This is a genomic window from Lentisalinibacter orientalis, assembly GCF_040706535.1.
GTDB classification, from domain to species: Bacteria; Pseudomonadota; Gammaproteobacteria; order Steroidobacterales; family Woeseiaceae; genus Lentisalinibacter; species Lentisalinibacter orientalis.
This window is the reverse complement of sequence record NZ_JAPDRJ010000001.1, coordinates 127,526-139,996: the sequence shown is the minus strand read 5'-3', so window position 1 is coordinate 139,996 and position 12,471 is coordinate 127,526. Positions and strand designations below refer to the sequence as shown.

The 12,471-nt window shown below is 67.1% G+C and carries 8 protein-coding genes and 1 pseudogene; all 9 read left to right on the top strand.

Annotated elements, in window-relative coordinates:
• Nucleotides 1-38 precede the first annotated feature (38 nt).
• Nucleotides 39-1,337, top strand: coding sequence for an NAD(P)/FAD-dependent oxidoreductase (locus ACJMK0_RS00585; protein ID WP_405234872.1), 1,299 nt, complete (start codon nucleotides 39-41; stop codon nucleotides 1,335-1,337).
• Nucleotides 1,306-2,061: a DUF1365 domain-containing protein gene (locus tag ACJMK0_RS00580; protein ID WP_405234871.1), complete on the top strand. Its 756-nt coding sequence runs from the start codon at nucleotides 1,306-1,308 to the stop codon at nucleotides 2,059-2,061. Before ACJMK0_RS00585 ends, ACJMK0_RS00580 begins: the two co-directional genes overlap by 32 nt.
• A gap of 94 nt (nucleotides 2,062-2,155) precedes the next feature.
• Complete coding sequence (locus tag ACJMK0_RS00575; RefSeq protein WP_405234870.1) at nucleotides 2,156-3,433, top strand: class I SAM-dependent methyltransferase; 1,278 nt, start codon at nucleotides 2,156-2,158, stop codon at nucleotides 3,431-3,433.
• Nucleotides 3,434-3,464: 31 nt separating this feature from the next.
• Complete coding sequence (locus ACJMK0_RS00570) at nucleotides 3,465-5,474, top strand: DUF1329 domain-containing protein (protein ID WP_405234869.1); 2,010 nt, start codon at nucleotides 3,465-3,467, stop codon at nucleotides 5,472-5,474.
• A 68-nt stretch (nucleotides 5,475-5,542) separates the two neighbouring features.
• On the top strand, nucleotides 5,543-6,661 hold the full coding sequence (locus tag ACJMK0_RS00565) for a YCF48-related protein (RefSeq protein WP_405234868.1): 1,119 nt from the start codon (nucleotides 5,543-5,545) through the stop codon (nucleotides 6,659-6,661).
• Nucleotides 6,658-9,087, top strand: coding sequence for an efflux RND transporter permease subunit (locus ACJMK0_RS00560; RefSeq protein WP_405234867.1), 2,430 nt, complete (start codon nucleotides 6,658-6,660; stop codon nucleotides 9,085-9,087). The genes ACJMK0_RS00565 and ACJMK0_RS00560 overlap by 4 nt, the downstream gene beginning before the upstream one ends.
• A gap of 558 nt (nucleotides 9,088-9,645) precedes the next feature.
• Nucleotides 9,646-9,729: pseudogene (locus ACJMK0_RS00555) on the top strand (50S ribosomal protein L17); the annotation flags it as partial.
• 279 nt (nucleotides 9,730-10,008) lie between these two features.
• Nucleotides 10,009-10,260, top strand: coding sequence for a FeoA family protein (locus ACJMK0_RS00550; RefSeq protein ID WP_405234866.1), 252 nt, complete (start codon nucleotides 10,009-10,011; stop codon nucleotides 10,258-10,260).
• The gene (feoB, locus tag ACJMK0_RS00545; protein WP_405234865.1) at nucleotides 10,257-12,452 is read left to right on the top strand and encodes a ferrous iron transport protein B; all 2,196 of its coding nucleotides are present in this window, start codon (nucleotides 10,257-10,259) and stop codon (nucleotides 12,450-12,452) included. Before ACJMK0_RS00550 ends, feoB begins: the two co-directional genes overlap by 4 nt.
• The last annotated feature ends 19 nt before the right edge of the window (nucleotides 12,453-12,471 follow it).

The following is a 12,471-nucleotide window of genomic DNA, read 5'->3' as shown; positions in this document are numbered from 1 at the left end:
ATCTGATCGGCTTATCTGTTGAGAGGGCGACGCAGGACATGAGGATAGCGGTCATCGGTGCGGGCGTGTCCGGACTGGTCGCGGCACGCGGACTTGCCGCCGAGCACGAGGTGGTGGTGTTCGAGGCCGCGGACCGGCCCGGCGGGCATACCCATACGGTCGACGTGGAGGCGCCCGAGGGCGCGATCGCGATCGACACCGGGTTCATCGTCTACAACGAGCGCAATTACCCGGAGTTCGTGAAGCTGCTGGCCGAACTGGGCGTGGAGAGTCAGCCCACCGCCATGAGCTTCAGCGTGCAGTGCGAGCGCAGCGGACTGGAATACTGCGGCAGCTCCATGAACGGGATCTTCGCCCAGCGCAGCAATCTGCTGCGTCCCGGCTTCTACCGTATGCTGCGCGACATCCTGCGCTTCAACGAGGAGGGCACGGCGCTCGCCCGCTCGGCCGCGCCGCAGGGCGAGGAGCTGACCGTCGGCGAGTACCTGGAGTACAACGGCTACTCTTCGGCGTTCCGTGAGCAGTACCTGCTGCCGATGGCAGCGGCCATCTGGTCCGCCTCGCCGGAGCGGGTGGGCGACTTCCCGCTCACCTATCTCGCCCGCTTCTTCGACCACCACGGCCTCATGCAGCTGTCGGATCGGCCGAGCTGGCGGGTCATACGGGGCGGCTCCCGGCAGTATCTGGAGCCCCTGACGCGGTCGTACGCCGACCGCGTCCGGCTGGCGACGCCGGTGCAGCGCGTCGCCCGGGACCGCGACGGCGTCACGGTGACGCCGCGGGGAGGGGCGCCCGAGCGCTTCGATTACGCCGTGCTCGCCTGCCACAGTGACCAGGCGCTGGCCATGCTCGCGGACCCCAGCGACGCGGAGCGGGAGGTGCTGGGCGCCATCGCCTATCAGCCCAACGAGGCCGTGCTGCACACCGACGATCGCCTGCTGCCGCGCCGGCGCCGTGCCTGGGCCGCCTGGAACTATCACCGGCCCCGGCAGCCGCAGCGCCGCGTCGCGGTAACCTACAGCATGAACATCCTGCAGTCCCTGCCGACGGAGACCCAGTATCTGGTGACGCTGAACCGCAGTGCCGAGATCGATCCCGCGAAGATCATCCGCCGCATCGATTACGATCATCCGGTGTACGACGTCCCCTCCGTCGAGGCCCGGGGACGGCGGCGCGAGATCAGCGGCGTCAACCGGACGGCCTACTGCGGCGCCTACTGGGGTTTCGGGTTCCACGAGGACGGCGTGCAGAGCGCGCTGGCGGCGGTAGAGGACGTGCGCGGCAGCCGCCGGGAGCAGATGAGCGATGCAGAGCTGTATTTATCGCGGGTGGGTTAGGCACCGCCGCTACGGCGAGCCGGAGCACGATTTCCGCTACCGCCTGTTCATGGTGTTCCTGGACCTGCAGGAGCTGGACCGGCTGCGCGGGCGTCTCCTGCTCTGGTCGGCGCGCCGCTTCGCCCCCGTGCGATTCCGCCGGGCCGATCATCTCGGCGATCCGTCGCGACCCCTGGACGAGTGCGTGCGCGAACTCGTCGCCTCGCGCACGGGCCGCCGGCCCGGGGGTCGGATCTTCTTGCTCTCCCATCTCGCCTACTTCGGCCATTCCTTCAATCCGGTCAGCATTTATTACTGCCTGGACGAGGCCGGCGACGAGATGGAAGCGGTCGTGCTGGAGGTGAACAACACGCCCTGGGGCGAGCAGCACTGCTACGTGCTGGCCGGCGATTCCCTGCGCCCCGCCGCCGGCGGCCGGCGCGCCGGTTTCGACAAGGACTTCCACGTGTCCCCCTTCCTGCCCATGGACATGCGCTACCAGTGCTACTTCTCGCGCCCGGGCGAAATGCTGTCCGTGGCCATGAACGATTTCCAGGACGGCGAGCTGCGCCTGCAGGCCTCGATGGTGCTGCGGCGCCGGCCGCTCACCGGGCGCGAGCTGGCACTGGCCCTGTTGCGCTATCCTTTCATGACGCTGAAGGTCGTGGCCGGCATCCACTGGGAGGCGCTGCGCCTGTGGCTGAAGCGGGCCCGCTACATCCCGCACCCCGGAAAAACGGTATAAATGTAGGAGGGCCTTCAGGCCCGAAACCGAAAAAAGAATACCGAGACCGAAAACCGAAACCCGAAACCCCAAAACCAAACCCCGTCACCCACGCATGAGACACCACGACATCGCCATCGCCGCCGAGGACCGCCGGGAACGAAAACTGCCCTGGAGCGACTCGCTGGCCCGCCGCGGTCTCCTCGGCCGCCTGAACAGCATCCGCCGTGGCCGCATGGTCGTGCGCGAGGGCGGGCGCGAGCACCGCTTCGGGATGACGTCGGAGCGCTGGCCGCTGGATGTGACGGTGGACATCGTGGACCCGCGCGCCTGGGCCGAGATCGCGCTGGGCGGTGCGCTCGGCGCGGGCGAGGCCTACATGCGCGGCTGGTGGAAGGCCGACGATCTGACCGACGTGGTCAGGCTGTTCCTGGTGAACCGGGACGTGCTGGAGAGCATGGACGGCGGTGCCGCCCGGCTGCTGCACCCGGTGTTCCGGCTCGCGCACCGGCTGAATCGCAACACCCGCCGCGGCAGCCGCCGCAACATCCAGGCTCACTACGACCTGGGCGACGAGCTGTTCCGCCTGTTCCTGGACGACACCATGATGTACTCGGCGGCGGTGTTCGACGAGCAGCATACCACGCTGGAGCAGGCCTCGCGGAACAAGATCCGCCTGCTGTGCGAGAAACTGGATCTCGCGCCCGGGCATCGTTTGCTGGAGATCGGCAGCGGCTGGGGCGCGCTGGCCGTGCACGCGGCGAAGGAGTATGGCTGCCGGGTCACCACGGTGACCCTGTCGGACAACCAGCTGGCCGCGACGAAGCGGCGCGCGGAAGCGGAGAGCGTCGCCGACCGGGTCGACGTGCGGCTCTGCGACTACCGGGACCTGGAGGGCACCTGGGACCGGATCGTCTCCGTAGAGATGCTGGAGGCCGTGGGCCACGAGTACTTCGCGACCTATTTCCGCAAGGTGGACGACCTGCTCGCCGACGACGGGCTGATGGTGCTGCAGACGATTACCATTGCCGACCAGAACTACGAGCACGCCCGTCGCTCGGTGGATTTCATCAAGCGCTACATCTTCCCCGGCGGCGGCCTGCCCTCGGTCACGGCCATGCTCGACATCCTGACCCGGGCCACCTCGCTCAGGCTCTATGACCTGCAGGAGATCGGCTTCGACTATGCCCGCACGCTGGCCGAATGGCGCCGGCGCTTCATGTCTAACCTGCCCGCCGTGCGCGAGCTGGGCTATTCCGACGTGTTCATCCGCATGTGGGAGTACTACCTCTGTTATTGCGAAGGCGGCTTCCGCGAGCGCGCCATCGGTGACGTCCAGATGGTGCTCGGCAAGCCGGGCAATCGCAGCCCGGTCGGCGGCTACCGCCCGTGACGCGGCGCCGGGATCCCGGGCAGAGAAACCCATGGCATTGAGGAAACGACGCATCGTCATCGTCGGCGCGGGTTTCGCCGGACTGGCCGCCGCCACTGCGATCTCCCGGCGCTATGCCGTGACGGTGGTGGACCCGAGCGCCGCGTTCGAGTGGACGCCGAACATCCACGAGATCCTCTCGGGCCTGAAGAGCCGCCGCGACGTGCTGCTCGACAGCCGCGCGCTGGTCGAGAGTGCCGGCCACCGCTTCCTGGAGGACGCGGTGGATCGCGTGGACGCCGGCGCCCGCCGGATCCATACGGCGGCGGGCGCAGCGCTGGACTACGACGCCTGTCTGCTCGCCCCGGGCGGGGCAAGGGCCCACGGCGGCGTAGCCGGCGCCGCGCAGCATGCCGTCGACTTCCGTCATGCCGACGATGCCGCCTTCATCGAGGAGCGGCTGACCGCGATTGCCGGGCGCGGCCGTGGTTCGCCGGCGTCGGTGGTGATCGTCGGCGGCGGCGTCTCCGGCGTCGAGGCCCTCGGCGAGGTACTGCGCCGTCACCGCGGCGACGAAGGTCTCACCGTCCACGTGGTCGAGCGCGAGCCGGAGATTCTGCCCGGCCTGCCGGCGGCGCTGGCCGCAGACGTACGCGCGCGCTGCGCCGGACTGCCGGTCCGCTGGCACACCGGCGCGGCGGTCTCCCGACTCACAGCGAAGTCCGTCGTCCTTGCTTCCGGCGAGCGTCTCCCTGCGGATCTCGCCATCTGGTCGGCGGGCCTGGCGCCGCCGTCCTTCCTGTCGGAGTCGGAACTGACCCCGATGGGCGCCGAGCGCGCGGGCAACGAAGCGGGCACGATCCCGGAATGGACCGGTGGTCTCACCGAGCCGCCGGCGAACTACGTCGACGGCGGTCCGCTGGTGGATCCCTTCCCCGGGGACGAGCCCCTGTTCGTCATCACGGCGGAGAACTACCAGGAGTACGAGGAGAACCTGTCTCCGGGCCAGATCGCCGTCCTGAAGCGTTACCCGGATACCTACCGGATGCCGGTCTACAAGTCCCGGCGGACCGCGGGTTATCCCCAGGAGGTGTATGACCAGGTCAAGGCCGGCGCGGTGGACGTCGAGCTCGTCGCCGGCGGCAACGGTCTGGAGAACCTCGCTTCCGACTTCCCGTTCCCGATTCCGGAGAGCGGCATCGAGATCGTCTGGAACCACGTGATGCGCTACCGGGGCGGCAGCTTCAAGCGCACCTATGCCCAGATCCCGGTGCAGGCCAACGGCGCCTTCAGCCCGGTGATCTTCGAGGACCAGCTCACCTACGCGCGCTACCTGGAGGACGCGCCGGAAAACCGGCTGTTCTACTACAAGCAGCGCATCGTCGCGCCCGCCCGACTGGAGGGCGACGTGCTGCTGGTGCACGAGAACATCAACCAGGTGAAAGAGCCGCGGGCGGCCTGGGTGTACAACGCCGGTCAGCGCCGGGTACGCCGGGCGCCGGACGTCGCCTACGACGGTCCCGGTACCGCTTCCGACGGTCTGCGCACCGCGGACGATCTGGACATGTATAACGGTGCGCCGGACAAGTACAACTGGAAGCTCATCGGCAAGAAAGAGCTCTACATCCCGTACAATGCCTACCGGCTGGCCGACAAGAGCCTGTCCTACGAGGACATCGTCATGCCGGGACATCTGAATCCGGAGTACCTCCGTTACGAGTTGCATCGGGTCTGGATCGTCGAAGCCACGCTGAAGGAAGGCGAGCGTCACGTCTACGCCAAACGCGTCTTCTACGTGGACGAGGATATGTGGCAGATCGCGGTGGCCGACCAGTACGACGGTCGCGGCGAGCTGTGGCGGGTCAAGGAGGCCCACCAGATCGTCCACTACCAGGCGCAGGTGCCCTGGGCCATCGCCACTTCGTCGTACGACCTGATCTCCGGCCGCCATCTGCCGATCGGCCTCGACAACGAGGTGGAAGGTTACAGCTACGTGTGGGGCTACGAGGCGACCGAACGCGAGTACACCCCGGCGGCTCTCAGGAGGTCCGGCATCCGGTAGTCAATCGACAGCGCGGCCGGCCGCCCGGGTGAGCGCGGCCGGCCGCGATCTCTGCAGAGGGGGAGTCTTTGAAGAAAGCGATTGCAGTGCTGCTGTGCCTGTGGAGCGTGGCGGGCATGGCGCAGGAGCCGTTCGCCTATCGACCGGCAATCCCGTCTCCGGACGCCGAGCATGCCCTGCTGGTCGACCTCGACCGGGCGGGGGACCGACTCGTCGCAGTCGGTGAGCAGGGCCACATCATCTATTCCGACGACGGCGGCAACGCCTGGCAGCATGCGGATGTGCCGGTCTCCCTCATGCTGACGGCCGTCGATTTTCCGCGCGCCGACGCCGGATGGGCGGTAGGCCACGAGGGTATAGTGCTGACCAGCGCCGACCGCGGCGAAACCTGGTCCGTCGCCCTCACCGGAGAAGATATTGCCGAGCTGCAGATCGCTGCGGCGAAGGAGCTCATCGACGAGGCCCGCGCGAGGCTGGAGAACGCAGCGGACGATGAGCGCGAAGACGCCCAGTGGGCTCTGGAAGAGGCCGAGTTCGCTCTCGAGGACGCCGAACGCGTCCGGGAGGAGGGCATCACGCACCCGGCCCTGAACGTCTGGTTCCAGAACGAGCGCAGCGGCTATATCACCGGCGCCTACGGGCTGCTGCTTCACACCGGCGATGGCGGCGAGGCCTGGAAGCTGCGCTCACACCGACTGGACAATCCCAACGGCTATCACCTCTACGACATCGGACTCAGCGAGTCCGGCGCGCTGCTGATCGCGGGCGAGGCCGGCCAGCTGCATCGCTCCAGAGACAACGGCGATACGTGGGAGGCGCTGGACTCGCCCTACGAGGGTTCCTTCTTCGGCATCGTGACGACGGAGCAGGGCAGCGTGCTGATCTTCGGGCTGCGCGGACGGATCTTCCGCTCCGAGGACGACGGCGATACCTGGACGGCCATCGATGCGCCCGGCGAGAGTACGCTGTTCGGCGGACGGGTGTTCCCGGATGGCCGCATCGTGCTGGTCGGTGCTGCAGGCACCATCCTCGAGAGCCGGGACGACGGGCAGACATTCTCCAGCGTGCCGCTCGAGAGCCGAGCTTCGCTGGCCGCCGTCGAGCGGGCCGGGAACGGGCGCATGCTCATCGCCGGTTTCGGCGGCGTCCGCACCGATCTCGACACGGCTGAGGATGCCGCACCATGACGGAAGACAGAAATCAGGAGTCGCACGGCGGCGAGGACGAAGAAAGCCGCAGTCGCCGGTTGCAGGAGCAACTCGCCCGCGAGGCGCACGTCGCGCCGCTGCTGTTTTCCAATCGCCCCATCATCCTGCTGCTCTTCGCGGCGGTGACGGCGTTCCTCACCTTCCAGGCGAGTCAGCTGCGTCCGGACGCGAGCTTCGAGAAGATGATTCCGGTCTCGCATCCCTATATCGAGAACTATCTCGAGAACAAGCAGGATCTGGCCTCGCTCGGCAATTTCGTGCGCATCATCGTGCAGACGACGGAAGGCGATATCTTCGATGCGGAGTTCCAGGAGACACTGCAGGAGATCACCGACGAGGTCTTCTACATTACCGGCGTCGACCGCTCGAAGCTCGAATCGCTGTGGACGCCGAACGTACGCTGGAGCGAGGTCACCGAGGAAGGCTTCCGCGGCGGCGCGGTCATCCCGGACGACTATGACGGCTCGCCGAGAGCGCTGCAGCAACTGCGGGAAAACATAGACCGATCCGGCCAGATCGGCCGGCTCGTGGCGAACAACTTCCGTTCGGCGGCAATCATCGCGCCGCTGGTGGATGTGAATCCGGAGACCGGCGAGAAGCTCGATTATTACGAGTTCTCCCAGGATCTCGAGCGCCTCGTGCGGGACAAGTACGAATCCGACACGATCAAGATCCGCATCACCGGCTTCGCGAAGGTCGTCGGCGACCTGATCGAGGGCGCCACGCTGGTGGCTTCGTTCTTCGGCATCGCCTTCCTGATTACGCTCGTTCTGCTCTACTATTACTCTCGTTGCCACTGGGCGACGATGATGCCGCTGGTCTGCTCGACCATGGCGGTGATCTGGCAGCTCGGGCTGCTGAAGACACTCGGTTACGGCCTGGACCCTTACTCCATGCTGGTGCCGTTCCTGGTCTTCGCCATCGGCATCAGCCACTCGGTGCAGATCATCAACAACGTCGCCAACCGGTTCAGTGCGGGCGCCACGGCGGAGCAGGCCGCGCGCGGCACCTTCCGGGTGCTGTTCGTCCCCGGCATGGTGGCGCTGGTCAGCGACGGTATCGGCTTCCTCACGCTGATGGTGATCGACATCCCGGTTATCCAGGAGCTGGCGCTGACCGCCGGCATCGGCGTCGCCGTCATCATCTTCACCAACCTGTTCCTGCTGCCGGTGCTGCTGTCCTACACCGGCATCTCGAAGCACGGCGTGCGTCACCTGCAGAAGCGCCGGGAGAAGCCGCATCCCACCTGGCAGTTCTTCGGCAATTTCGTCCTGCGCGGTCGGGCTACGCTGGCTATCGGCGTGGCCATCGTGCTGGGCGGGCTGGGCTTCTACTTCAGCCAGGATCTGCGCATCGGCGACCTCGATCCGGGCGCGCCGGAGTTGCGACCGGATTCGCGTTACAACCTGGACAACGCGTTTCTGACCAGGAACTTCTCGACCGGCACCGACGTGTTCGTGGTCATGGTCGAGACTCCGCCGCAGCAATGCGGGGAGTACGAGACCCTGGCGGCGATCGATCGCTTCCAGGAGGTGATGAGCGACACCAGGGGCGTGCAGTCGGTGGTCTCGCTGGTGAACGTCTCCAAGCTGGTCATCCAGGCGATGAACGAGGGCAATCCGCTCTGGCACACGCTGAGCCGCAACCAGTACATCCTGAACAACTCGCTCTCCCGGGTGCCCTCGAATCTGATGAACGTGGACTGCAGCATGGTTCCGGTGCTGCTGTTCCTGGAAGACCACAAGGCCGAGACGCTGCAGCGGGTGGTCGCCGACGCCGAGGCCTTCGCCGAGGCGAACAACAGCGACGACGTGCGTTTCGTGCTGGCCGCCGGCAACGCCGGCATCGAGGCGGCCACCAACGAGGTGATCGCCACGGCGCAGTACCAGATGCTGGCGCTGGTGTACGGTGTGGTCAGCTTCCTCGTGCTGCTCGCCTTCCGCTCCTGGCGCGCCGTGATCTGCATCATCCTGCCGCTGGCGCTCACCTCCGTGCTGGCGCAGGCGCTGATGGCCTTCCTCGGCATCGGCGTCAAGGTAGCGACACTGCCCGTGATCGCACTCGGCGTCGGTATCGGCGTGGATTACGGTATCTACATCTTCAGCCGCCTCGACTCCCATCTGCGCGACGGCCTCGGCCTCAAGGCCGCCTACGACCGGACGCTGCAGACGACCGGTCAGGCCGTGGCCTTCACCGGCATCACTCTTGCGGTGGGCGTCGCCACCTGGATCTTCTCTCCCATCAAGTTCCAGGCGGACATGGGTCTCATGCTGACCTTCATGTTCCTGTGGAACATGCTGGGCGCGCTCGTGCTGCTGCCGGCGCTGGCACGCTTCCTGATTGGCGCCGGGCCGGACGACGAGGCCGAGCCAAGGCTGTCCGGTGCCGCCGGCACGGCGAGCTGAGTTTCCAGGGGCCGCATCGTGCGGCCCCTGGTTTTTGCGGATGACGGTACCCGGGCACTCGGGTAGCATCCCTGCGGAGGGCTGAATGGAAGCGGTCTCCGTAAGAGCGTTTGATGGAGTACGATCATGATCGAAGAAGTCAGGAAGCAGCAGCGCGCATTGCAGGACGCCAAGAAAGAATTCCGCAAGGCAGCAGAGTCTGCGACGAAACGGCTCGGCCGGGAGCGCGACCGCTTGATGCGCGAGATCAAGAAGGCCAACAAGCGCGTCGAGAAGGCCCGCAAGGACATGCAGAACAAGGCGGAGAAGCTCGCCAGGACGACCAGTGAGAAGGCACGCAAGGAACTGAAAGAGCAGATCGAGAACCTGAAGAAGACGGTCGGCGAGGCGCGGGAAGAAGCCGCCGACATGCGCAAGGATCTCAAGCTGGTGCGCGACGATCTCAATTCGGCGCGCAAACACCTCACCCATGCGCTGCGCATCGACAAGGCGATAGACCAGGTCGAGAAGCAGATCGAGAGGATGACCGGCAGGAAGAAGAAAAAGAACAAGGCCGCCGCGAAGAAGACGGCAGCGAAGAAGACTGCGAAGAAGAAGCCCGCAAAGAAGAAAGCCGCGAAGAAGAAGGCCGCGAAGAAGAAGGCCGTCACGAAGAAGGTAGCGAAGAAGAAGGTGGCCAGGAAGAAGACCGCCAGGAAAGCGGCGACGAAGAAGGCTTCCGCGAAGAAGGCGTCCCGGAAGAAAGCCGCGAGCTGAGTCCCGTCGGCGCGGCGTCCGACCGCTACCGGCGGCCGGATGCCGCAGCCCGGTGGGGCCGGTTGGCCCCGCGGTGCGTGGCAGATCGCGGGAGAGTACGCGCTTCCCGCAATGGCTAGCAAAGACGCAAACGATTATCATTCGGCTCCGAAACAGAGAGCTGAAATGACCCTTAAAGACCTCAAGAACGGCGATCGCGTCCGGATTGCGGCGGTCGATCCGTCAGATCCGGGCGTCCAGCGCCTGATGACCCTCGGCCTGGTGGAAGGCGCGGAACTCACCTTCCTGCACCGCTCCCTGGGCGGCGACCCGCTGGAATTCCGTCTCCACGGCACGTCCATCTCGCTGCGCCAGGACCAGGCCAGGCGGTTCCGCGTGGAGCACCTGGAAGGGAACAACGCCCCCGAAGGGGAATGAGCGACAACCGGGAAATAGCCGTCCCCCTCTCGTCAGTCGCGATGACCCGCCGGGCGGCGGGCACCATCGCGCTGGTCGGTAATCCCAACGCCGGGAAGAGCACCGTCTTCAACCGGCTTACCGGCATGCGCCAGCATACGGGCAACTATCCCGGCGTCACCGTCGAGAAGAAGTCCGGTCGCGCCTCGCTGCCGGAGGGCGAGTTCGACCTGATCGACCTCCCCGGCACCTACGGCATGAGCCCCTACTCCGCGGACGAGCGCATCGCCGTGGATGTGCTGCTCGGCCGCATGCCGGGCACCCCGCCGCCGGACGCCATCCTGGCGGTCGTCGACGCCACCCAGCTTTACCAGAGCCTGTACTTCCTGCAGCAGCTGGTCGAGCTGGAACGGCCGCTGCTGGTCGCGCTCACCATGACCGATATCGCCAGGCGCAACGGCACGCTCATCGACGTGGAGGCGCTGTCCGCGAAGCTCGGCGGCATCCCCATCGTCCCCGTTGTGGCCACCACGGGCCGCGGCTTCGGCGAACTGAAGAGCCGACTGGCGCAGCTGGCGGAGACGGCCCCGCCGCGCAGGGTCGGCTTCTGGCCGGCGCTGCGGGAGACGGCCGAGCGCCTGAGAGAGGAGCTGGCGGACCTGCCCCCTCATGTCGGCATCGTCGACATCGAGCGTGCCCTGGTGGACGACGACCCGGCCACCGTGGCGTGGCGGCAGCAGACGCTGGACGAGCGCGGCCGTCAGGCGCTGGCAGACGCCAGGCGAGAGCTGTTCGGCGAGGAGCCGCCGCGGGCCGTGGAGGCGCGGGAGCGTTACCGCTGGATCCGCGCGACGCTGGCGGACGTTCAGCAGGAAGGCTCGGCCATCGAGCGCCAGGGGGCGCGGCTGGCCGCCTGGTTCGCCCGGCCCTGGCCCGCCACCGGCCTGTTCATCCTGTCCATGGCCGTGGTCTTCCAGGCCGTATTCGCCTGGGCGACGCCCATGATGGATCTGATCGACGCGGCCGTCAGCGGCGCCGGGGGGTTCCTGCAGGCCCGGCTGCCGGATGGCTTCCTCGCGAGCTTCCTGGTGGACGGCGTGATCGCCGGCGTGGGCAGCGTGGTGATCTTTCTGCCCCAGATCATGATCCTGTTCCTGTTCCTGATCCTCATGGAGGATACGGGCTATCTCGCGCGTGCGGCGTTCCTGGTTGATCGTGCCATGCGCAGCGTCGGGCTCTCCGGCCATTCGGTGATCCCGCTGCTCTCGGGGTTTGCGTGTGCCGTGCCGGCCATCATGGCGACCCGCGTGATACCGAATCGACGCGACCGCATCGCCACCATCCTCGCCGCGCCGTTCATGACCTGCTCGGCCCGACTGCCCGTCTATGCGCTGCTGATCGCGGCCTTCGTGCCGGACCGCGGCGTGGGACCCCTGAATCTGCAGGGCCTCGTGCTGTTCGGCCTGTACCTGCTCAGCATCTTCGGCGGGGTGGGCACCGCGCTCCTGCTGAAGCGCTCTGCGCTGCGCGGCGAGCGTCCCACCTTCATGCTGACGCTGCCCGAGTTCCGTTATCCGAACCTGCGCACGGTGGCGATAAAACTGCTCGACCGGGCGCGCATCTTCCTGCGCCGTGCCGGCACGGTCATCTTCTCGGTAGCCGTGATCGTCTGGGCGCTGGCGTATTTCCCCCGCTCGGAGGCGGTGGAGCAGGCGGCCGGGGAGGCTGCCGCCCGGGCCGTCGCAGCCTACGAGGGCGAGGCGCTGGAGGAGCGGCTCCGTCAGATCGAGAACGAAGCCGCTGCCGCCCAGCTCGCCCAGAGCTGGCTCGGGCGGGCCGGCGAGACCATCGCCCCGGTCTTCCATCCGCTCGGCTGGGACTGGCGGGTGTCCGCGGCGGTGCTGGCCGGGTTCCCGGCGCGGGAGGTGGTCGTGGCCGTGCTCGGCACCATCTATGCGGTCGGCGCCGAGGCCGACGACGAACGCCTGTCGGAGCGGCTGAACGCGGCGACCTGGCCCGACGGCAGTCCCGTGTTCACGCTGCCGATGGTGCTCGGCCTGCTGGTGTTCTACGCCTGGTGTCTGCAGTGTGCGGCGACGCTCGCCGTCATCCGCCGGGAGACCAACAGCTGGCGCTGGCCCGTTTTCGCCTGGTCCTACATGACCGCGCTCGGCTATCTCGGCGCCTTCACCGTCTATCAGGTCTTCAGCTGAGTCGGCGTCCGGCTGGACG

What these genes read in the sequence shown, in the direction of transcription:
- ACJMK0_RS00550 (WP_405234866.1), top strand. Translation starts at nt 10,009, where the DNA reads ATGACCCTTAAAGACCTCAAGAACGGCGATCGCGTCCGGATTGCGGCG.
- ACJMK0_RS00580 (WP_405234871.1), top strand. Translation starts at nt 1,306, where the DNA reads ATGCAGAGCTGTATTTATCGCGGGTGGGTTAGGCACCGCCGCTACGGC.
- feoB (WP_405234865.1), top strand. Translation starts at nt 10,257, where the DNA reads ATGAGCGACAACCGGGAAATAGCCGTCCCCCTCTCGTCAGTCGCGATG.
- ACJMK0_RS00585 (WP_405234872.1), top strand. Translation starts at nt 39, where the DNA reads ATGAGGATAGCGGTCATCGGTGCGGGCGTGTCCGGACTGGTCGCGGCA.
- ACJMK0_RS00560 (WP_405234867.1), top strand. Translation starts at nt 6,658, where the DNA reads ATGACGGAAGACAGAAATCAGGAGTCGCACGGCGGCGAGGACGAAGAA.
- ACJMK0_RS00570 (WP_405234869.1), top strand. Translation starts at nt 3,465, where the DNA reads ATGGCATTGAGGAAACGACGCATCGTCATCGTCGGCGCGGGTTTCGCC.
- ACJMK0_RS00575 (WP_405234870.1), top strand. Translation starts at nt 2,156, where the DNA reads ATGAGACACCACGACATCGCCATCGCCGCCGAGGACCGCCGGGAACGA.